Annotated in this window: 16 protein-coding genes; 12 read left to right on the forward strand and 4 right to left on the reverse strand. The window is 54.7% G+C overall.

What is annotated here, in order from left to right:
* Window positions 1–150: 150 nt before the first annotated feature.
* The 10 genes from JSQ80_RS15500 to JSQ80_RS15545 are packed head-to-tail and all read left to right on the forward strand — an operon-like array spanning window position 151 to window position 16,883.
* Window positions 151–1,368 carry an AraC family transcriptional regulator gene (locus JSQ80_RS15500; RefSeq protein ID WP_206095924.1) on the forward strand — a complete coding sequence of 406 codons (1,218 nt, stop codon included), beginning with the start codon at window positions 151–153 and terminating at the stop codon, window positions 1,366–1,368.
* Between the two features lie 48 nt (window positions 1,369–1,416).
* Window positions 1,417–2,445, forward strand: coding sequence for an ABC transporter substrate-binding protein (locus JSQ80_RS15505; protein ID WP_206095925.1), 1,029 nt, complete (start codon window positions 1,417–1,419; stop codon window positions 2,443–2,445).
* A 13-nt stretch (window positions 2,446–2,458) separates the two neighbouring features.
* Window positions 2,459–3,301 carry an alpha/beta hydrolase gene (locus JSQ80_RS15510; RefSeq protein WP_206095926.1) on the forward strand — a complete coding sequence of 281 codons (843 nt, stop codon included), beginning with the start codon at window positions 2,459–2,461 and terminating at the stop codon, window positions 3,299–3,301.
* 15 nt (window positions 3,302–3,316) lie between these two features.
* A complete protein-coding gene (locus JSQ80_RS15515) occupies window positions 3,317–4,102 on the forward strand; it encodes a 2,3-dihydro-2,3-dihydroxybenzoate dehydrogenase (RefSeq protein ID WP_206095927.1) in 786 nt (261 codons plus the stop codon).
* A 26-nt stretch (window positions 4,103–4,128) separates the two neighbouring features.
* Window positions 4,129–5,367: an isochorismate synthase DhbC gene (dhbC, locus tag JSQ80_RS15520; RefSeq protein ID WP_206095928.1), complete on the forward strand. Its 1,239-nt coding sequence runs from the start codon at window positions 4,129–4,131 to the stop codon at window positions 5,365–5,367.
* A 3-nt stretch (window positions 5,368–5,370) separates the two neighbouring features.
* Window positions 5,371–7,008, forward strand: a complete 1,638-nt coding sequence (locus JSQ80_RS15525; RefSeq protein ID WP_206095929.1) for a (2,3-dihydroxybenzoyl)adenylate synthase — start codon at window positions 5,371–5,373, stop codon at window positions 7,006–7,008.
* A 20-nt stretch (window positions 7,009–7,028) separates the two neighbouring features.
* Complete coding sequence (locus JSQ80_RS15530; RefSeq protein ID WP_206095930.1) at window positions 7,029–7,997, forward strand: isochorismatase family protein; 969 nt, start codon at window positions 7,029–7,031, stop codon at window positions 7,995–7,997.
* 15 nt (window positions 7,998–8,012) lie between these two features.
* Window positions 8,013–15,215 (forward strand): amino acid adenylation domain-containing protein, encoded by a 7,203-nt coding sequence (locus JSQ80_RS15535; RefSeq protein ID WP_206095931.1) that lies wholly within the window; start codon window positions 8,013–8,015, stop codon window positions 15,213–15,215.
* Complete coding sequence (locus tag JSQ80_RS15540) at window positions 15,208–15,435, forward strand: MbtH family protein (protein ID WP_206095932.1); 228 nt, start codon at window positions 15,208–15,210, stop codon at window positions 15,433–15,435. The genes JSQ80_RS15535 and JSQ80_RS15540 overlap by 8 nt, the downstream gene beginning before the upstream one ends.
* A complete protein-coding gene (locus JSQ80_RS15545) occupies window positions 15,432–16,883 on the forward strand; it encodes a DHA2 family efflux MFS transporter permease subunit (RefSeq protein WP_206095933.1) in 1,452 nt (483 codons plus the stop codon). Before JSQ80_RS15540 ends, JSQ80_RS15545 begins: the two co-directional genes overlap by 4 nt.
* Window positions 16,884–16,894: 11 nt before the next feature.
* On the opposite strand, the gene JSQ80_RS15550 is transcribed toward JSQ80_RS15545, so the two are convergent.
* Window positions 16,895–17,110: a hypothetical protein gene (locus JSQ80_RS15550; RefSeq protein WP_206095934.1), complete on the reverse strand. Its 216-nt coding sequence runs from the start codon at window positions 17,108–17,110 to the stop codon at window positions 16,895–16,897.
* A 541-nt stretch (window positions 17,111–17,651) separates the two neighbouring features.
* Here JSQ80_RS15550 and JSQ80_RS15555 point away from each other — a divergent pair.
* The gene (locus JSQ80_RS15555) at window positions 17,652–17,852 is read left to right on the forward strand and encodes a hypothetical protein (RefSeq protein WP_206095936.1); all 201 of its coding nucleotides are present in this window, start codon (window positions 17,652–17,654) and stop codon (window positions 17,850–17,852) included.
* Between the two features lie 82 nt (window positions 17,853–17,934).
* Here JSQ80_RS15555 and JSQ80_RS15560 read toward each other — a convergent pair whose 3' ends face one another.
* Window positions 17,935–18,657, reverse strand: coding sequence for a MerR family transcriptional regulator (locus JSQ80_RS15560; RefSeq protein ID WP_087434632.1), 723 nt, complete (start codon window positions 18,655–18,657; stop codon window positions 17,935–17,937).
* 110 nt (window positions 18,658–18,767) lie between these two features.
* On the opposite strand from JSQ80_RS15560, the gene JSQ80_RS15565 reads away from it, so the two are divergent.
* Window positions 18,768–19,502: a CPBP family intramembrane glutamic endopeptidase gene (locus JSQ80_RS15565; protein ID WP_240463677.1), complete on the forward strand. Its 735-nt coding sequence runs from the start codon at window positions 18,768–18,770 to the stop codon at window positions 19,500–19,502.
* 703 nt (window positions 19,503–20,205) lie between these two features.
* On the opposite strand, the gene JSQ80_RS15570 is transcribed toward JSQ80_RS15565, so the two are convergent.
* The gene (locus JSQ80_RS15570; RefSeq protein WP_206095937.1) at window positions 20,206–20,649 is read right to left on the reverse strand and encodes a MarR family winged helix-turn-helix transcriptional regulator; all 444 of its coding nucleotides are present in this window, start codon (window positions 20,647–20,649) and stop codon (window positions 20,206–20,208) included.
* A 192-nt stretch (window positions 20,650–20,841) separates the two neighbouring features.
* Window positions 20,842–21,894: an NADH:flavin oxidoreductase/NADH oxidase gene (locus tag JSQ80_RS15575; RefSeq protein WP_206095938.1), complete on the reverse strand. Its 1,053-nt coding sequence runs from the start codon at window positions 21,892–21,894 to the stop codon at window positions 20,842–20,844.
* Window positions 21,895–22,308: the final 414 nt, after the last annotated feature.

Genomic DNA, 22,308 nt, shown 5'->3' on the forward strand with positions numbered 1-22,308 from the left:
CTGCTTTTTAAGCCGCCGAATTTCCAAAAATTGATTGACTGGAAGGAATGCTTATGCTAGTTTAATAATTGATAATGATTATCATTTTCATACAATAGCAACATCAATTTCATAAGCTGCTCATGGTTTATAACCAAAAGGAGGTTCCTCGTGCTTTCAAAAAAAGAGCTGCAGACAGACAAAAGCTTGTTCACGCCGGGCCGGAATCGCAAAACGAATCTGATGGAGATCAGGGAATTCATGGATCAGCACTATAATGAACCGCTTTCGATTGGACAACTGGCACAGATGGCGAACATCAGTCCCAAATATTTTGTTGATCTCTTCAAGAAAACATATGGGCAAAGCGCCATGGACTATTTGACGGATCTGCGCATCAATCGCGCAAAGCGTTATTTGGCCGAATCGGGCGAGCGCCTGCGGGATATCGCCTTGAAGGTGGGATATAAGGACGAATTTTACTTTAGCCGCAAATTCAAGAAGGAGGTTGGCGTGTCTCCGTCTGACTTTGTGAAAAACTCCAGGCGATCGATAGCTGCGTGCTCCTCTTCGGTTACAGGACAACTGCTTGCTCTGGATGTCATGCCGGCAGCAGCGCCGCTTGATCCGAAGTGGACCCCCTATTACTATAACGCCTATCGTACGCAGATTAAGTCCCACCTGAAGCTTACTGATCCCTACACCAATTGGACATTCGAGGTGAATCTGAACAAGCTCGTTCAGGGGCGTCCCGATGCCATTATCGGAACCGACCAGCTGTACCCCTTCGAGAAGACAAAACTGATGGACATCGCGCCGTCTCTCATTGTTCCGGCAGACGCCGGTTGGCGGGACCAGCTGCGGATGATTGCCCGATTTTTGGATAGGGAAGATAAGGCGGAGCAATGGATACAACGATATGAACAGAGAGTCCAGTCTGCTCGGCCGCAGATTGACAGAGTGCTGGGACAGGACAAAATGTTAGCCTTGCGCATCTATGGGCAAAGCATCCATGTCTATGGGAACCGCGGGTTGGAGGACGTTCTCTACCAAGACCTCAAGCTTGAAGCAGCTTGCCGGAGAGCTACGTCCTGCAGCATGCAGCTGACGCTGGAGCAAGTGTCTGAGCTGAACCCGGACAGGATTCTGGTCTTGGTGTGTCCCGAGGCAGCATCCCGGGCATACTGGCTGGCGCTGCAGCATTCAGCCGGGTGGCGTCAGCTGAAAGCGGTAAAAAGCAGACACGTGTACCCCATCACATCCGATCCGTGGTTCGAGTATTCGGCGGTTGCGATCATGAGGATGCTGGATGAAGCACTGCTCCTGTTTACAGGAAATTGTCCAAATGGATTTCTGGATAATGGCTATGGTGAATCGTTCGCCACATGATTTATACTCAAGCCAATTGAGAATTATTATCACAGGAGGAGATATACCGTGTTGGAACGTCTCGTTAATGTAAAGTCTGGTTTTACAGCCCGAATTTCGGCATTGATGTGCTGTGTGCTTATAGGAAGCTTGCTGACGGCCTGCGGCTCCAAGGTGGAGAGCAGCGCTACACCGACCGGACAGCAAGGCTCAATTGCAACAACCTCTGAAGTGTCCGCAGCAGGGGAGAAAAGCGCGGAACCAGCCGGTGAGCGGACCGTAACTGACGAGCTTGGCCATGAGATTAAGCTTCCGGCAGAACCGAAGAACATTTTCGCTCCCAATCTGGAGGACTCTCTGCTCAAGCTCGGCGTTAAGCCGGTAGCTCAATGGTCCAACGGCAATATGGGACACGACTATTTGCAAGAGGAATTGAAGGATGTGCCGAAGCTTGACCTTTCGGGCGGGCTGCCATCGCCGGAGGTGCTAATGACCTACAATCCCGATCTGATTATCCTGCACACCGAGACCTATGCTCAAAATGGAAACTATGAGAACTATTCCAAAATTGCCCCAACCTATGTGTTCAAAAACGCTTCCGGAAATATTGAGAAGTCTCTCGCTGCGATTGGAGAGCTGCTCGGCAAATCTGCCGAAGCCGGCAATGCGCTGCAGGCTTATCAACAAAAAGTGAACGATGCCAAGGAAAAGCTGAATACAGCGGTTGGAGAAAAAAAGGTGGCGATTATCCGTTTTGCGGCCAGAGGCGTCAGCCTGATGGGCGGCAAATATTTGTGCGGTTATGTTGTGCATCAGGATCTGGGGCTCGGCATGTCCAAGCTGGTGGAGAATGAGAACAGCGCCAATGTATCCATGGAGATACTCCCGGAACTGGACGCAGACTATATTTTTGTCATTAATGCCTATGATCAAGGGACTGAGCGCATGAAAGAGATGATGGAAAGTCCTATCTGGAAAAACATGCCTGCCACCAAGCAAGGACATGTGTACGAGGTGAGCAATAAATATTGGCTTGGCAGCGGCCTGATCGCTTACGAGAAAATTATTGACGATACAGTTCGGCTGCTGGCCCAATAAGCGGAGGGATTAGATGAAACAGACAACCACGCTCAACGATATCGCGCGCCGCAAGGTCGATATTCCCCGTGCGGAACAATGGATGATGCGCTCGCGCGCAGAGAACCGGACATATCGGCTTATCGTGGCGCAACCTGAGGGAGCGCCTCCTCCCTCAGGATTTCCAGTTATCTATTTGCTGGATGGAAATTCCGTATTCGGGACGATGGCGGAGGCGGTGCGTCTGCAGTGCCGCCGGCCGGATAAGACTGGAGTGTTGCCTGCGATAATTGTAGGTATCGGCTATGAGACGGATGGACCGTATGTGCCGGATCGCTTTTATGATTTCACGCCGGTTCCAACTAACGAATACCGCCACAAGTCCGATGGCACGGCTCTGCCTGAACAAGGCGGAGCCGCGGCTTTCCTGCAATTCATCGAGGAGGAGCTGAAGCCGCAGATAGAAAGCGAGTTCAAGATCGACCGCAATCGACAGACGATTTTCGGTCATTCTCTTGGAGGCCTTTTCGCGCTGTATGCGCTGTTTACTAAGCCGGGCGCATTCCAGTGCTATATAGCGGGTAGTCCATCCATCCATTGGAACAAGCAATATTTGCTTGAACAGGAGCGGATATTCACGGCCCGTGTGAAGGAGGAGCCTGTCAACGTCCAACTGCTGCTCGGTGTGGGCGAGCTGGAGAAAAGTCATGTCTCCGGCAATTGCGACAGCGCGAGGGAGCTCTCGGAACGGTTATCCGCTCTCTCAAGCCACGGAGTGGGAGCAGTGTACCGAGAGTTTGAAGATGAAGGCCATGTATCGGTGCTGCCGATTTTGATCAGCCGGGCTTTGCGTTTTGCTTTAAGTCCAGAGAAATAAAGAGGGGTTGAAGAAGTGGAGAGTGCAGGGATAAGGGGAAAAGTTGCCATAGTCACTGGCGCTGCTCAGGGCATTGGAGAAGCGGTGGCACGGGCCCTTGCCGGGCTTGGGGCCATCGTTGCGGCAGTGGATCGGAATGCCGATGGAATTAACGGCCTTGCGGCTGATCTAAGTGCCAGCGGTCTCCATGCTGCGGCATACCAGACAGACGTGGGTGATAGCTCAGCCGTTGAAGAGACGGCGGATCGGATCGAACGTGAGCTGGGCCCCATTGAAATTCTCGTTAATGTGGCAGGGCTGCTGCGGACAGGGCCGATCGAGTCGCTCAGCGATGAGGATTGGAAGGCGACCTTCGCCGTCAATGTCAACGGCGTGTTCTATATGTCCCGTTCTGCAGTAAGGCGCATGGCGCCCCGCAGTTCGGGCTCTATCGTGACAGTGGGATCGAATGCTTCCGGGGTGCCGCGCGCGCAGATGTCGGCTTATGCGGCTTCGAAGGCTGCGGCAACCATGTTCACCAAATGTCTCGGGCTGGAATATGCCCGGCACAATATTCGCTGCAATGTCGTGTCTCCTGGTTCCACGGACACGGCGATGCAGCGATCTTTATGGAGCGATGACGGCGGGGCTCAGGCAATCATCGCCGGTTCGCCGGAGGCGTTCCGCTTGGGAATACCGCTGGGGAAGCTGGCCTTGCCCTCGGATATTGCCGATGCAGTGGCCTTTCTCGTATCCGATCGGGCGCGGCATATTACGATGCATGACTTGTGTATCGACGGCGGTGCGACTTTGGGGTGCTGATCTATACATGGAAGGAGAGGGTAGACATGTTGAAATGTGATGCGGCTCCTGTGGCGTCTGCTGCAGAGCTGCTGGAACAATACCGGGCGGGTTCGTCCTTCTTTTTCTCTTCACCGCGCCGGACCTTGCTGGCACAGGGAGAATGGGCGCGGTGGCACGCTCAAGAGCAGGATGAAGGGAATAGCCTGACGCGCCGCGTTGCCGACCTTCTGGCCGCGGCCAGACAAGCCGGGCATGAGGTGCCGGTTGTTGCAGGAGCGATTCCTTTTGATGTTACGAAGCCTGCACAGCTTATTGTGCCGAACACGGCTCAATGGGCCGGGCCTTTGCGCTTCGATTCAGAGAATCAAATGGAAAGGTCCCTGGCGTCAGCTTATGAGATGCGAGAGATTCCCGAGCCGGAACAATTTAAGGAAGGTGTGGACCAGGTTTTAGAGCGTTTGAATCAGGGCGCGCTTGAGAAGGTGGTGCTATCAAGAACGCTGCACATTACATTGCCGCAAGCAGTCGATATTCATCAGCTGCTGCTTAATTTGGCCTGTCAAAATGCCCATGGATATACCTTCGCAGTCAATCTAGGCGAAAATGACTGTGCAGCGGATTCGTGCGAAGCTCCCAGAACGCTGATTGGAGCCAGCCCGGAACTGCTCGTCACAAAGACGGGAATGCAGCTCAAGGCCAACCCATTGGCAGGTTCTGCGGCGCGCAGCGACGATCCTGTCGAGGATGAGCGGCGGGCGGCTGCACTGCTGGCCTCCGTCAAGGACAGACATGAGCATAAAGTGGTCATTGATGCTGTCGTGGCCGCGCTGCGTCCCTATTGCAAAAAATTAGATGTTCCTGCTGGACCATCGCTTGTTCAAACGAAGACGATGTGGCACCTCTCCACCGAAATAAACGGGGAGCTTGCCGATGCTTCTACCTCTTCGATAGAGCTGGCAATGGCGCTGCATCCGACGCCTGCCATCTGCGGAACGCCTACGGATTTGGCCCGGGACGTTATTTACGAGACTGAGCCCTTTGATAGGGGGTTCTATACGGGAGCGGTCGGCTGGTGCGATGCGAATGGCGACGGAGAATGGGCGGTCACGATCCGCTGTGCAGAGGCGGAAGGACGGTCGCTGCGTCTATTCGCGGGAGCGGGGATCGTTGCCGGTTCACATGCGGAAGCCGAGCTTGCGGAGACTTCAGCCAAGTTCCGCACCTTGCTGCTTGCGATGGGGCTGAATAATCAACAACAATTATCGATGGCTCGGGAGGGATAATTGATGCTTCCAGGATGCCCAACATGGCCCAAGGAGTATGCCGATCACTACCGTAAGGAAGGATGCTGGCGGGGAGAGACATTCGGCGGCATGCTGCGGCAGCGCGCCGCAGCTCACGGGGAGCGCGTTGCCATCGTCAGCGGCGAACAACGGATAAGCTATGCAGAGCTTGACGCCAAGGCAGAACGTCTTGCTGCCGGATTCCGCAAATTGGGGATTCAGCCGCAGGATCGGGTTATCGTCCAGTTGCCCAATATCCCGCAATTCTTTGAAGTGATCTTTGCGCTGTTCCGCTTAGGCGCGCTGCCTGTCTTCTCCTTGCCGGTGCACCGCAAGAGCGAGATTACCTATTTATGCGACTTCACCGAGGCGGTGGCTTACATCATTCCTGACACAGATGCGGGATTTGATTACCGGGAGCTTGCCGAACAGGTGAAGGAGGCGGCTCCGGCCTTGCGCCACATCATTGTGGCAGGAGACCCGGGGAAGTTTACGCCGCTGGGTGATTTGTATGCCGATCCTGCGGAAGGCATGGAGGGGCCAAGCCCTGATGATGTCGCTTTTCTCCAGCTGTCCGGCGGAACGACCGGGCTGCCGAAGCTGATTCCCCGCACGCATGATGACTACATGTACAGCTTGCGGGTGAGCGCGGAGATCTGCTCCTTGAATGAGAATAGCGCATATTTAGCTGTGCTCCCTGTCGCTCACAATTACCCGCTTAGCTCGCCCGGCGTGCTTGGGACGCTATACGCCGGCGGCAGAGTAGTTCTTGCGCGCGGAGGAAGCCCGGACGAGGCATTCCCTCTCATTGCGAAGGAGCGTGTCACGATTACGGCCGTAGTGCCCCCGCTGGCATTAATCTGGCTTGACGCGGCGGCATCAGGCCGTTACGACCTGTCCAATCTTCAGGTGCTGCAGGTCGGCGGGGCCAAATTCAGCGCGGAGGCGGCCAAGCGGGTTAGCGGGACGATGGGCTGCACGCTGCAGCAAGTCTTCGGGATGGCGGAAGGTCTGGTGAATTATACCAGATTGGATGATCCGGAAGAGATTATCGTCAACACGCAGGGCAGACCGATGTCGCCTTATGATGAAATCCGGCTGCTGGACGATGATGATTGCGAAGTCGCCCCGGGAGAGGCAGGACATTTGCTGACGCGCGGGCCTTATACCATTCGCGGATATTACAAGGCCGAGAAGCATAACGCCAAGGCATTCACAACGGACGGATTTTACCGTACGGGCGACCTTGCCAGGTTGACCTCATCCGGTTATTTGGTCATTGAGGGACGGGACAAAGACCAAATTAACCGCGGCGGAGACAAGGTGGCGGCAGAGGAGGTAGAGAATCACCTCCTGGCTCATCCCGGCGTGCATGATGCGTCGGTCGTCTCGATGCCGGACGAGTTCCTCGGCGAGCGCACATGCGCATTCGTTATCCTTTATGACTCTTCGCACCCTTCGCTGACAGCAGCCGAACTCAAGGCCTTTCTTAGAGGACGCGGGCTGGCGGCTTACAAAATTCCTGACCGGGTGGAGTTCGTGGATTCGTTCCCCCAGACAGGGGTGGGCAAGGTGAGTAAAAAGATACTGCGCGAGCTGATTGCCAAGAAGCAGGAATCCTTAGCACACGTTCCAAAATAACGCTGAAAAGAGGAGATAATATGGCTCTTCCTTCTATATTGCCTTATACGATGCCTGTGGAGTCCGAGCTGCCGGTGAACAAGGTGGCTTGGACGCCTGATCCAAGGCGTGCCGTTCTTCTTATACATGATATGCAGCAATACTTCATTGACGCCTTCGACGTCAATGAATCGCCTGTCACGGAGCTGCTGGCGAACATCCGTAAGCTCCGTGCTCATTGCGCCGATCTCGGGATACCCGTTGTGTATTCGGCGCAGCCTGGCGGCCAGACGGCTGAAGAGCGCGGACTGCTGCAGGATTTCTGGGGCTCGGGCATTGACGATGGGCCTTATCAGAAAAAGTTCGTGGACGAGGTTGCTCCGTGCGAGCACGATATCGTGATGACCAAGTGGCGCTACAGCGCATTTCAAAAGACCAATTTGCTGGATATGCTGCGCCAGCGCGGCCGGGATCAGCTGATGGTGTGCGGCATTTATGCCCACATAGGCTGCTTGCTGACCTCGTGCGAAGCATTCATGCAGGAGGTGCAGCCCTTCTTCATCGCCGATGCGGTCGCGGACTTTTCGGAGGAGAAGCATCGGATGGCACTCACTTATGCGGCCGAGCGGTGCGCGGTCACGATAACGACGCAGCGTCTCGTTGCTGAACTGAGTCATTCGCAGGCCGCAGCGCCTGCAGCTGAAATGGAGGACGCATCTCAAGCGGAGTCTGAGGCCGGAAGCTGGCCATTGACGCAGCAATCCGTGCGTGAAGAAGTGGCAGAGCTTCTGCAGGAACAGCCGTCCAAAATTGCGGATAACGACAACCTGATTATGTTGTGGGGACTGGATTCCATCCGGATTATGAGTCTGGTGGAGCGGTGGCGCCGCATCGGAGTTGCGGTTAGCTTCGTGGAATTGGCCGAGCAGCCTACATTGGCCGATTGGTGGAAGCTGTTGTCGTCCAGGCTGAGTAAAACCTTGCCCAACTATGATTATTTTACTGTATAGAAGGAGGTCATCATCATGCCTGACCATGAGAGGGTCCGCTGGTCTCTGTCGGGGGCGCAGTCCGGTATTTGGTTTGCTCAACAGCTTGATCCGGACAACCCGATTTTCAATACCGGTGAATGTATAGAAATCCATGGACCTGTTGATCCAGCACGCTTCGAGACCGCTTTGCGCCAGGCCGTGACGGAGGCGGAAGCGCTGCATGTCCGTTTCGGAGAGGACCGGGACGGACCTTGGCAGACGATAGCCCCGTCTTCAGGCTGGCCGCTTCATCTCATCGATGTCAGCGGGCAGGAGGATCCGCACGAAGCGGCAGAAGCATGGATGAAGCATGATTTGGCTCAGCCTGTCGACCTGCTCTCCGGCCCGCTGTTTACGGAAGCGCTGTTCAAGCTCGCTTCCGATCGTTTCTACTGGTACCAACGCATTCATCATATTGCAATCGATGGCTTCGGCTTCGCGCTTTTAGCGCGGAGGGTAGCTCAAATTTATACGGCGCTTGCCTATGATCTTCCGTCCAGCGAGGGAGCCTTTGGTTCTGTGCGCTCCATTCTGCAGGAGGATGCGGCTTATCGGGCATCAGATCGGATGGAGGAGGATCGGCAGTTCTGGTTGGCGCGCTTCGCCGATGAACCCGAAGCGGTCAGTCTAGGCGATCGTGCCCAGCGGACATCGCGCAGCTTTTTGCGCCGATCCGCGCAGCTGCCGTCATCCGTCATGAGCGGTTGGCAGGCGGCCGCAAGCGGGTCGGGGACAAGTTGGCCCGATGTCTTGATTGCGGCTGCCGCCGTCTACGTGCATCGGATGACTGGCGCAGACGACGTCATACTCGGCTTGCCCGTGATGTGCCGGCTGGGCTCTGCAGCGCTGCGCGTTCCCGGCATGGTCATGAATTTGCTGCCGCTGCGTGTGGCGGTCCGGCCGGACATGAGTCTGAGCGAACTGCTGCAGCAGGTCTCACGGGAAATTCGCGAGATAAGACGGCACCAGGACTATCGTCATCAGGACCTGCGGCGCGACCTGAAAGTGCTGGGGGATAACCGGAGATTGTTCGGCCCTCTCATTAATGTGATGCCGTTCGTCGAGGAACTGAGCTTTGCCGGATATCGGGGAAGGATACGCAACCTGTCGGCGGGGCCTGTGGATGACCTGACGATTAACGTGTACTGCAACTCCGACGGCAGCGGACTGCGTATCGACTTTGATGCGAACCCTGCGATTTACAGCGCAAGCGAGTTGATGCTGCATCAGCGGCGCTGTCTGCATTTGCTGGACAAGATTGCGGCTGCTGCTCCCGGCCAACCGATCGGGCAGCTGGAGCTGCTCCTGCCCGAAGAACGCCGTCAGGTGTTGAGCGACTGGAATGACACCGCGCATGAGCTGCCGCAGACGAGCGTGCCGGGATTGTTCGAGGAGCAGGTTGCCCGCACCCCTGATGCGGTTGCGGTCGTCTTTGATGATGCCACCCTGCGTTATGACGAGTTGAATACCCGGGCTAACCGGCTTGCGCATTTGCTGATTGCCTGCGGTGCCGGGCCGGATCGGATCGTGGCTCTGGCGCTGCTGCGTTCGGCAGAGATGGTCGCCGCCATACTGGCTGTGCATAAGACGGGAGCGGCGTATTTGCCGCTGGACCCGGATTATCCGTCCGAGCGGCTTGCTTATATGCTGGAAGACGCGAAGCCGATGTGCCTCATAACGGCAATGGAGGTTGCCTCCAAGCTACCGGACTGCGGTGCCGCTGCCACGATCGTGCTGGATGATCCCGCAACCATCGGCAGACTGGAGCAGCAGGCCGGGCATAATCCTGATGACGCAGACCGAACGGACCGTTTATTGCCCCTCCACCCTTCTTATGTGATATACACCTCCGGCTCGACTGGAAGACCTAAGGGGGTGCTGCTTACATTTGAAGGTCTAACCAACCTGCTTGTTGCGATGCGGGCCCGCTTTCAGCTTGACGGTCAGGAGCGGCTGCTGTCCGTAACTACGATTTCATTTGATATTTCCGTCATGGAGGTGCTGCTCCCTCTCGTGAGCGGAGCCAGCATAGATATCGCCCGGAAGGATACGATTCTGGATCCGTCTGCGCTGGCGCAAAGGATCAGGGACACGGGGGCCACCATTATGCAGGCAACCCCGACACTGTGGCAATCGCTTGCTGCAAGCAAGCCTGACAGGTTCGACGGCCTTACGATCATAACCGGGGGCGAGGCGTTGCCAATCGGACTTAAGCTCGCCCTGCAAGACCTGAATTGCCAAGTCAACAACCAATATGGCCCGACGGAAACGACCATTTATTCAACTGCCGCGCTGCTGGACGATTCACGCACGGGCAAGCCGTCCATTGGAGGTCCAATCTGGAATACGAGGCTATACGTGCTGGATGCAGCGCTGGAGCCTGTTCCGCCGGGAGTGGCGGGGGAGCTGTATATTGCCGGCTCCGGATTGGCACGCGGCTACTTGGGCCGCCCTGACCTGACAGCGGAGCGTTTCGTTGCGGATCCATTCGGTCCGTCTGGCACGCGGATGTACCGTACGGGCGATCTCGTGAGATGGCTGGAGGACGGCTCCATCGACTACTTGGGGCGTGCCGATCACCAGATTAAGCTGCGCGGTTTTCGGATTGAAACGGGCGAAATCGAAGCTCAGATTGCGCAGCACGTTGACGTTGCTCAAGTGACGGTGATGGTCCGGGAGGATCAACCCGGGGAGCGGCGCTTGATCGCTTATGTGGTTCCAGCCTCTGCGTCTGGAATCGATCCGGCCGAGCTGCGCCGTTATGCGGCTGACAAGCTGCCCGATTATATGGTCCCAGCCGCTGTCGTCACGCTTGACGCCATGCCTTTGACGCCGAACAAAAAGATCGATCGCAAGGCATTGCCCGCGCCTGATCTCGGCATGACGGCTGCGGGACGCGGACCGCGGACACCGCAGGAGGAGATTCTATGCGCTTTATTCTCCGAGGTGCTAAGTCTGTCCCGTGTCGGCATCGATGACGATTTCTTCGCTCTGGGCGGCCATTCCTTGCTTGCCGGGCGGGTGATGGTCCGCATACGCGAGGCATTTGGCGTCGAACTGAACATCGGCAGCCTCTTCGAGTCGCCTACGGTTGCGGGTCTCGTCAAACGGATCGATTATGCGCAGGAGGCCAGACCGGCCATACGGCCGGCCGTGCGGCCGGAGAGCGTTCCGCTGTCCTTCGCCCAACGGCGTTTATGGTTCCTGTATCGTCTGGAAGGACCCAACCCAACCTATAATATTCCGCTTGTAGCCCGTTTGTCCGGAGAATTGGACCTGAAGGCTCTGGAGGCGGCCCTTGGTGATGTGGTGAACCGGCACGAGACGCTGCGCACGGTGTTTCCCGATACGCTAGGGACCTCGCGTCAGCTTATTCTGGATGCCGGAGAGGCACGGCCTGAGCTGATCCTGACGGAAACGAGCGAGGCTGAGCTGCCTGAACTGCTTGCGGAAGCCGTGAGGTACAGCTTCCAGCTATCGGCTGAGTCTTCGCTGCGGGCCCAACTGTTCGTGCTTGCTCCGAACGAGTATGTGCTGCTGCTGCTGTTGCACCATATTGCCGGGGATGGCTGGTCGCTGACTCCGTTAACCCGCGATCTGTCCGCTGCATATGCGGCACGCTGCCGGGGCGAACTTCCCGAATGGCAGCCGTTGCCCGTACAGTATGCGGACTATGCGATCTGGCAGGAGCGCCTTTTGGGAAGCGTTGGCGATCCCGGCAGTCTGATTGCCCGCCAGCTCGATTTCTGGACGCGGACGCTTAAGGACCTGCCGGAGCAGTTGGAGCTGCCAACCGATTATCCGCGGCCGGCAGCAGCAAGCTACCAAGGCGGCACCGTTCATTTCCATATTAACAGGCAGCTGCACGGCCAGCTATTAGAGCTTGCACGTGACAGCAAGGCGAGCCTGTTCATGGTGCTGCAAGCCGCACTGGCCGTTCTGCTTACGCGGCTTGGCGCGGGCAACGATATTCCGATCGGCAGCCCGATCACCGGACGGAGCGACGATGCGCTTGACGGCCTTGTCGGTTTGTTCATCAACACATTGGTGCTGCGCACCGATACTTCAGGCGAACCGAGCTTCCGCGAGCTGCTGGCCAGAGTCCGCGAGGTCAGCTTGGCTGCGTACGAGCATCAGGATTTGCCGTTCGAGCGTCTGGTCGAGGTGCTTAACCCTGTCCGCTCCCGGGCCAGACATCCGCTCTTCCAGATTATGCTGGTGCTGCAAAATACGCCGGATGCAGCGCTGGAGCTGCCGGGTGTGACATCCAGCCTTCACATTCAAAGCGCGGGCACGGCGAAGTTCGACTTGACGGTGGAACTGAATGAGCGCCGCGATGTGAATGGGGAACCTGACGGGTTGGATGGAATTGTGGAATACAGCGCCGATTTGTTCAAGCGCAGTACGGCCGAAGCATTGGCAGCCCGTTATTTGCGCGTGCTGGACACTGCTGCCGCCGAACCAAGTAAGCATATCGGAGAGCTTGATATTTTGACGCTGGAAGAGCGGCACAGCATCCTGCAGGAATGGAGCGCGCCTGTAACCGCAACGCGGCAAGGCACTCTTCCAGAGCTGTTCGAGGCGCAGGCCGCCCGTTCGCCAGAGGCTGTATCTGTCGTCTATGAAAGAGACTCCTTGAGCTATGAGGAATTGAACATCCGGGCGAACCGGCTCGCGCATCTGCTCATCGCAGAGGGTGTAGGACCCGAGCAAATTGTAGCTTTGGCGCTGCCGCGGTCTGTGGAGATGGTTGTCGGCGTGCTGGCCGTTCTGAAGGCTGGGGCTGCCTACCTGCCACTCGATCCGGATTATCCTGTCGAGCGGCTCGCTTATATGCTGGAGGACGCCGATCCGGTCTGTATGATAACCAACACTCACGTATGCGGCAAGCTGCCTGATACGGGAAGCCTTCCGCGGATTGTGCTGGATGAGGCCGGCATCGGGGAGCGGCTGCGGCAGTATTCCCCTGCCAACCCAAGCGATCATGAACGCAGGGGGCGCTTGTCTCCGCTTAGTCCGGCTTATATCATCTACACGTCAGGGTCTACGGGCAAGCCGAAAGGGGTGCTCATCCCGCACCAGAACGTGGTGCGCTTGTTTGCAGCTACAGAGCACTGGTTCCAATTTGACTCTGATGATGTATGGACCTTGTTTCATTCGTATGCCTTTGATTTTTCGGTGTGGGAAATATGGGGCCCGCTCCTGCATGGCGGCCGTCTCGTAGTGGTGCCTCATACGATCAGCAGGTCGCCGGGCGAATTCCTGCAGTTGCTCTCACAAGAGGGCGTGACCGTCCTGAATCAGACGCCGTCCGCCTTCTATCAATTGATGCAAGCCGACCGTGAACATCCAGAGCTAGGGCAGACGCTCTCCTTGCGGTACGTCATTTTCGGCGGAGAGGCGCTGGAGCTTGGCCGGCTGGAGGACTGGTATGAGCGCCATCCGGATCATGCTCCGCGGCTGATTAACATGTACGGCATTACCGAGACAACCGTGCATGTCAGCTACAATGAGCTTGACCGGAACAGCGCCGCCCTGGGTGCCAACAGCCTAATTGGCGGGCCTATACCGGATCTTCGGGTATATGTGCTGGATGATGCGCTGCAGCCTGCTCCGCCCGGAGTGACGGGGGAGATGTATGTTGCCGGCGCAGGTCTGGCCCGCGGTTATTGGGGTCGCCCGGGGCTCACGGCTGAGCGGTTCGTCGCCGATCCGTTCGGTCCGCCAGGCACCCGAATGTACCGCACCGGAGATTTGGCGAAGCGGCTCGCCGACGGTTCTCTAGATTATCTGGGCCGGGCCGACCATCAGGTGAAGATTCGGGGCTTCCGTATCGAACCGGGCGAGATCGAAGCCGTAATTGCCCGGCATCCCGGGGTGGCCCAGGCGGCAGTCGTGGTGCGCGAGGATCAGCCGGGAGACAAACGTCTGGCAGCTTATGTGGTGTTCGCCTTGGGCGCGAACCTTGAACCGGCTGATTTGCGCCGCCATGCTGCTTCCATTCTGCCTGATTACATGGTCCCGGCTGCGATTATAGGCATGGATGCTTTGCCGCTCACTCCGAACGGCAAGCTGGATCGCAAGGCGCTGCCGGCGCCTGACATCTCCTTGGCGCTTGACGGCCGTAACCCAAGAACGCCACAGGAGGAAGTTTTGTGTGATTTGTTCGCCGAAGTGCTCGGGATGCGGCGCGTGGGGATTGATGACAGCTTCTTCGAGCTGGGCGGCCATTCGCTGCTGGCGGTCCGCCTCATCAGCCGGATTCGCGAAGCTATGGGCAGGGAATTGAGCATCGCCGTTCTCTTCGAGGCTCCTACCGCAGCCGGGCTTGCCGAAAGGCTCGATATGGGCGGCGGGCACAGCGCGCTGCAGGTGCTGCTGCCGCTTAGAACGCACGGAGCTCAGCTGCCGCTGTTCTGCGTCCATCCCGCAGGCGGACTCAGCTGGTGCTATGCAGGACTGATGAAGCATCTTGGCATGGATTATCCGATCTATGGCCTGCAAGCCCGCGGCATTGCCGAGGCCGAGGAGCTGCCGAATACACTCGAAGAGATGACGGCAGATTATATTCGGCATATCCGATCGGTTCAGCCTGCTGGTCCGTATCGGCTGTTGGGCTGGTCCCTGGGGGGCAATGTGGCTCACGCCATGGCCGTGCAGCTGCAAGCAGAGGGAGAAGAGGTCGCTTTTCTCGCCATGCTCGACGCATATCCGAGCCACTACTTGCCTATTCGCGGAGAACCGGATGAGGAGGAGGCGCTGACCGCGCTGCTTGCTTTGGGCGGCTACGATAGGGACAGCATTGGGGACGTTCCGCTCAATATTGCAAGCGCGATTCAGATTTTGCGCAGCGACAGCAGTGCTTTGGCTACTCTGGATGAAGCCACCATCATGAATTTGAAAACAACGTATGAGAACTCGGTTCGCCTGCTGGGCGCTTATGTTCCGCGGCGGTTCGAGGGAGATCTGCTGTTCTTCCGTTCGACTATCATACCGGACTGGTTCGATCCGATCGAACCGGACATGTGGGTTCCCTATATAGGCGGACAGATCGAACGGCACGATATCGCATGCCGGCATAAGGATCTGTGTCAGCCTGGACCGCTCGCCGAGATCGGCGGGCGCATCTTGGTCAAGCTGCAGGCTGCGCATGGCGCGGCGACTAGACTTGAAGGGAGGGAGCTAATCTATGACTAATCCTTTTGAGCAAGCGGACGGCGCTTATCTGGTGCTGATGAATGACGAGGGGCAATATTCGCTTTGGCCTGCCTTCGCCGCGGTGCCGGACGGCTGGAGCCCTGTTCTGGGGCCGGAGACGCGCCAAGAGTGTGTGGACTACATCAACTTGCATTGGGTCGACCTGCGGCCCCGCAGCCTATACGGCTCTTCAGAGCTTGTTTATGGAGAGAGGCAATGAAGGCTTGGCTGAATCCGAAAAAGGTAGTGTGCATCGTATACGTGGCAGCCATGTTCGTGGTTGCCATGGACGCCACCGTTTTGAACGTTGCGCTGCAGACGATCAGCCAAGAGCTTCAAGTTCCGCCAGCCGCATCGGGAGCGCTTAATGTCGGCTACTTAGTGAGCCTCGCCATCGTTCTCCCGGTGGCGGGCTGGCTTGGCGACAAATGGGGGACGAAGCGCACTTTTTTGCTTGCGCTGGCCCTGTTCACAGGAGCCTCGGCATTGTGCGGCTTAGCCGATAATTTGACAACTCTGACCGTGTATCGAGTTGTTCAAGGCATCGGCGGCGGCTTGCTTACTCCCGTAGGAATGGCGATGCTGTTCCGCACGTTTCCTCCGCAGGAGCGGGCCAAGGTTTCACGGGCCCTCGTTCTCCCGATTGCCCTTGCCCCTGCGGTAGGGCCGATTGTGAGCGGATTTCTTGTCGAGCATTTCTCTTGGCGCTGGATATTTTATATCAATCTGCCGATCGGGATTCCGGCTTTGCTGTTTGGCTTTATGTATTTGAAAGAGCATAAGGAGCCGGAGGCGGGACGCTTGGATATTCCAGGCCTCCTCTTATCGGCTCCTGGCTTGGCTATGTTGATGTATGCGCTTAGCCAAGGCCCTATGCAGGGGTGGAATTCCCCTGTGATCTTAACCATGGGGGTGACGGGCCTTATCTTGATAGCCGCCCTTGTCGCCGTCGAGCTGCGCGTGAAGCAGCCGCTGCTTGATCTGCGTCTGTTAGGCGACCGCCTGTTCCGCACGACGGGTCTTGTCGCCATGTTCGCTGCAGCGGGCTTGCTGGGCATGCTTTATGTATTCCCGTTGATGTACCAGAATGCCCTGCAGGCCTCGGCGCTTGACACCGGCCTGACCACCTTCCCGGAGGCGCTGGGCCTCATGCTTGCTTCCCAGCTTGTGCCTTGGACTTATCCGAGGCTTGGACCGAAACGCGTCATCATCATAGGGCTATTGTGTACGGCTTCCATATTTGTGCTGCTGAGCATGGTAGGCTCCGAGACGAATCCATGGTTTATTCGGAGCTTGCTGTTCGGTGTCGGCATCTTCCTGGGGCATACGGTCGGAGCAGTGCAGATCGCGGCCTTCGCCAACATTCCCCCTTCATCGATGGGGCGCGCCTCGACTTGGTTCACCGTACAGAACAGGCTCGGGCCGGCAATAGGCTTGGCGATTCTGTCCGGCATTCTAGCCGCTGCAGGCACCAGTACGGTGAATGCCGCAGGAGGCATGGAGCCCAATCTGCTGGCTTACCGCGCGGCCCTGCTCGGCGCCGCAAGCTTCCTGCTTGCAGGTCTGTGCGTTGCGCTTCGAATCCGTAATAGCGATGCCGCTGCCACCATCCGCAAGCGGGCCCCGGTCAAGCCGGCGGAGGAAAGGCCTGTTCAAGCTGAAGGATAACGGTCCTTGTGTTAACAGGCATCTCGCTGGCCAAATATGTAAGAATACTTTCCAGACCTTGGTTCAGTTAATCTGAACTGAGGTCTTGCTTTTATGCCTTTAACTGGACGATTTCCAATAGAAAGGCGAGCTTTCGCTCCAAACTCGGCAGTAAACTGTATATTTTCCAATGGATCGAATGGTGATTGGAATGAAAAAGTAACATTATGCTGTTTGTCTGCATTCATCCAACAGGAAGTTCTCTTTCCTCCTTAGGCCCACTCTCCCAATGGTTCAGTACGGTGAGGAGAGCGTTGTATGGCAAGCATAGCCCCGCAGTTCCCAGATTGTGCGCCTGTTAATCGTTGACATGGGAGAAGTCATCGAACAATATACCACTGTCGAGATGTTCTTCTTATCCATTCCGCGCTTATGCCCACTCTCCCCTTCGCTCAGCATCTAGCGATTTCCGCATGTCTCAGTCGCTAGACGATGTTATCTTACGGTGATGTTGCTGCATCATCTGGGAAGCAACGGGTACATATGACTCAAAGTTAACCTCACCTATCGGCGGGATACCCATTCTGAACGAGTGGGAGAGTGGAGAAAAGCGATTGTCAGCGTATCGTGATTGGCTGGAAGTCCATTGAGGAAGGCGGCTTTAAAGGCCGTTCAGGAGCTGGATCCATCACAAACGGCTTCTTTTGATGCAGCGCAACGCTCCTATTATAAAGATGGGGAGACACTCACAGCATTAAGAAATAAAAAGGTGCTGAGAAGCTGTTACAGTTGTTGAATGCAAGTAAATCCTTCAAAATAACGGCAGATAATTTGACCTTTATCAAGAATAAATCTTCTTGGGGCTTTACTGCCCAAGGCAAAAATAATGAAAACATTCAGATAGGGATTGATGGAGAAACGGGTACGCCAACAAGTTACTTTATATCCTCGGCTTCGGTTGGATCTTTATTTAGAAGTGTTTGGCATTGATTCGACGGGTTACAGCGTAACGCGGGGAAAAGGCGAAACGGCTAACCTGTTTACGTTTATCTCTCTCTTGAATCACCCGAATTCATGAATGAGTCAGACAATCCTCGATAAATTGAATGACCTCTTGACGAATAGGAACCAAGCCCTGATCCGTCGAGGCGGGGTCCTTCCGCAGCTCCCAAAATTTATTCATCAGCGCCGTGTCTCCCGCAAAGGTCAGCTCCGAGAGCCGATCGATCTCGACTGCAATCGCTGCGCCCTCTGCCGATTGCGGCTTGGCGCCCTCTTGAATGCATCTTTCAATGCGGACGATGAGCCCAATCCACTGCCGAGTTATCTCGTCGTTATTTTCCAGCTTGGGGAGGCGGGCTTTAAGCACCTGCAACTCCTCATCATTAAAATAAGCCTGCCATGGCTTTGGACCCGGCTGGGAGCTTTGCACGAGCGGAAGCAGCGTATCCCAGCGGAACTCTCCTTCAAGCTCATGGAAATGAAGCAAGGATGTCGTATTATTCAAGCTCTCTTGAAGCTGAGCTAACTGATTCTCCAACAGTTTCTGATGCGCTTCTAGAATTTGCCGGATCGACAGCTCGTCCAGCAGTTTCTGAATGTCGCCAAGAGGCAGAGATAATGACTTCAGCAGCATGATTTTCTCGAGTCTGAGCAAATCTTCTTCTGAATAGAGGCGTTTGCCTCCTGCCTCCTTGTTCCCCGGACTGACCAGCTTAATCTGATCGTAATATCGGATGGTGCGAACGGACAGGCCGAGTTTGGCTGCCACTTGTCCGGTGGTCCACTGGTTCATCGTCATGGTATCCTCCTGATCGAACTTTATTTGTTATCAAAAATAATGCTTGCAGGTGACGTAACGTCATCTTTTAAACTGGCCCTAAAGAAAACAGAGGGGGAAGCTGAATGACTACTGTAAGTGTAACAGAATCTATGATAACCAAAAAAAGCAAAGAGTGGAGCGACAAAGATCCTTGGTCCGTCAAGGAGCTGATCGCTCTGCTGCTGCTAACGTTTGTTCTGGTGCCATGGCTCATTGAAAGCCGGCTGCAGGCTCTATTTGAACATATTTTTCATAACTCGCTGTACTCGGGAACCTTGACGGGACTTGTGATGGGAATTACTTTTACCAATGGAGTCTATATTATTGCCTTGCTCCCCAAAAAGATGGGATGGGCTGAGGTAGGCATACGCTCCTTTCCCCGCAAATACCTGATCTCCATCGCCATTTGGTCTTTCGTTCTGCTCGCGGCGAGCGTGCTGATATTATACCTGATGTCCCTTTTGGGAGGCAGCTATGAAAATAGCAAAACAGAGAGTATTCAGAGCCAGATATCCCTGTTCACCGTCCTGATTGCCGTTGTGTCAGCAGGCATCGTATCGCCCGTCTATGAGGAAATTTTCTACCGCGGCTTTCTGTACCGCTGGTTGCGCACGCGCTGCGGCAGGGGATGGGCTTCATTCTTAAGTTCGGCCATCTTCATGGCGGCTCATATTCCGACCTACAACACACTCGCAATCAATTTTGTCGCAGGCCTGATTTTCGCTTGGACTTATGAGAACACGAAATCAGTCATTCCCGGCATGATCGTGCACGGGCTAACGAACACCATTTTCGTGCTGCTAACGGCTGCCGGATAATAGGTATACTTCTTTTTGTGAATGAGTTGAATAGATGCATTTTTACAGTTGTAGAGATAAGCGCTGCGGTCGAATGCTCCTGCTGTTCCTCTCGCTATGGCATGGCTGATGTGTTTAAAGGGATACAGGAGCACCCCGAATCGCCGTCCTCGCAACAGCTTGCTGCTCGTATAGCAGCCTACGCTTGTAAAATTCAAGACGTTAGTATCCCTTGAGCAAACTGGCTGCAATAACTTGAAGCTGCTCATCAAGTGAGTAAGGATCTTCAAGGGCGAATCGATATGGATTACTTTTGTTGAGAGCGCCGCCTATCAGTCGAAGCTTCTCCAATGGACTGGCACTTTGATAAGGGATCAAAAGCGTGGGTGCGGATTTGTTCGAGCATCTCGTATTGGTGTTCATTTTGCGTCACAATCAGATCAGGCTGTAATCTGGTTACACGGGACAGGCAGATGGGATATATGGGTATGGAGCCAGCGTCTCAATGGAAATCCAGGCAATTTTTTTATACTTTGGAACGATAGAAGACATCAACATTCCTAATCTATACTTCGTGGATAATTGTGACCGTTTCTTCCCGTTCCGAGACCACATAGAAGACAATGTCACGATTAGGCTCCATCAAAACAGAAAAACCACTTCGTATAAAGTGGTTTGGATTCTTGTGTTGGTGAGCCTAAGGGGTGCACGGCAGCTAAGGGCTTTACTCGGATTTGGCCTGTTTGACATGAAGCATGTGTTGCAGCAGCTGCTTTATTTGTTTCTCAGGAAAGACCGCTAATAATACTTCTTCAAAAGTCTCTTGTGCCCTGTCGACCTTGTCTTGGCCTATTGGTGTCAACGAAGTATAGATACTTCTGCGATCATCATCGCAGGCAAGTCTTTTTAAAGCTCCGCAGCCCTTTGCTTCAAATCGGCTAACAAGTCTGGATACGGCGCTCTGGCTTAAACCAACCATGGACTCCAACTGTTGTAATTTCAATTTTTTCTCTGGAGCCTCTGACAAAAACAAAAGCAAATAAAATTCTTTTAAAGACAACTGATACTTCTCTTGCAAATTCGCTTCCAATTCATTGGCTACGTTCATTTGTATATGAGTCAAAGTCAACCAATTCGTTATAAGGTCATGGTTAAGAGCATTCTCCATCTCACAATTCCTCTCCTGAGCTGTAAGTTACTGATACTAATGAATCTTAATTATCCTTTCAGAATTATAACATTAATGAGCGCAGCTGTCTGAATTCAAGCTTTTGCCAGCTCAACACCGGTTGGGTGTAAAAAAGAGACCAGCTCAAGCTAATTCTGCTGGTCTCCTAAAAGGAATCATCATATGTAGTCTTTATTTTTTCGTTCTAGGAAATCCAAATTTATATTGTTTAGGAATATCTGCCTCTTTATTAAGTTGAACGGCAGCCTCCAACGCCCAGTAAGGATTTCTCAACATCCCCCGTCCTACCGCAACAAGGTCAGCCTCTCCATTGCCTATTACCGTATCGGCAAGCGCCGGTTCATCCAACCTTCCAACCGCTATAACCGGAACATCCAGGCTCTGCTTGATTGCTCTGGCTAACGGCACTTGATAAGCTGCATGGGAACCCGGTTTTTCGCTAGTGGCGATGGGTCCAACCCCAATAGGCCCTTCACCGCCTGTACTAACATGGAAAATATCTGCTCCCGCTTCTTTATAGGCCTGGCTGAACTCCAGACTCTCGTTAATTCCGTATCCGCCCTCCACATATTCCTTGGCAGAAATACGCAGAATTAGAGGCATCCCTGCCGGCATTTCGCTTTTGGCAGCGCGAATGACTTCCCGACCGAACCGAGTTAAATCTTGTCCATACTCATCCGTTCTGTGATTGGTTAAAGGTGAATGAAACTGATGAATGAGATAACCGTGCGCACCGTGAAGCTCAATAACATCAACTCCCGCTTTGACAGCTCGCGCTACGCCTTGACGGAATTTCTCGATCATTGCTTTTACTTCTGCAGTCGTTAGTTCTCTCGGCGTTTTAGACTCAGCGTCAAACGGAATTGCCGATGGCGCTACAGGAACCGCCGCATCTTCGGCCTTGCGTCCTGCGTGAGCAATTTGAATGCCCACCTTGGCGCCATAAGCATGACAACCCTCAACGATTCTAGCTAATGCAGGAATTTGTTCATCGGACCAGATCCCAAGATCAAAATCAGAAATGCGGCCATCAGGCTCAACATCGGTCATTTCAATAATAATTAACCCGGCTCCACCGATAGCCCGGCTCACATAATGCATATAATGCCAATCCGTAGCGATCCCATCTTTGTCGGTGACTGAATATTGACACATCGGAGGCATAACTACACGGTTTTTCAGTTTCAGATCCATCATTTCGTAGGGGGTAAATAAATCCTTCATGACTTATCTCCTCTTCATATGCTAACTGTATTTGGCATGATCATATATGCTGAACAAAATGTTCGAATGATCACTATATATGCATGCTCATGCATTTAATGTAATGAATACAGCCGAGTCTGTCAACATTTTTTTCGAGAAATACGGAACTCGCCGCTGCCAGCGATGCGATCTGTCGAGAAACCCTGAACTCCGCCGTATGATTCCGTCCATTGAAGTTTGGGTTTCCCGGCCAGATGTCACCAAGATGCGTCTAGCTTTGTGGAACAGTCCCGATTACGGGCTCTTTTTCCTTGTCAGGGGAGCGTGATCCGGTTGAAGGCTCTGGCGCATCACTTGGCTTGCGTGCCGGAGCACATGCGCCCAAGAGCGCCAACGTACAGCTCACCACCATCAATTTCATGTAAAGCGCGC

Source organism: Paenibacillus apiarius (assembly GCF_017052585.1).
GTDB lineage: Bacteria > Bacillota > Bacilli > Paenibacillales > Paenibacillaceae > Paenibacillus_B > Paenibacillus_B apiarius.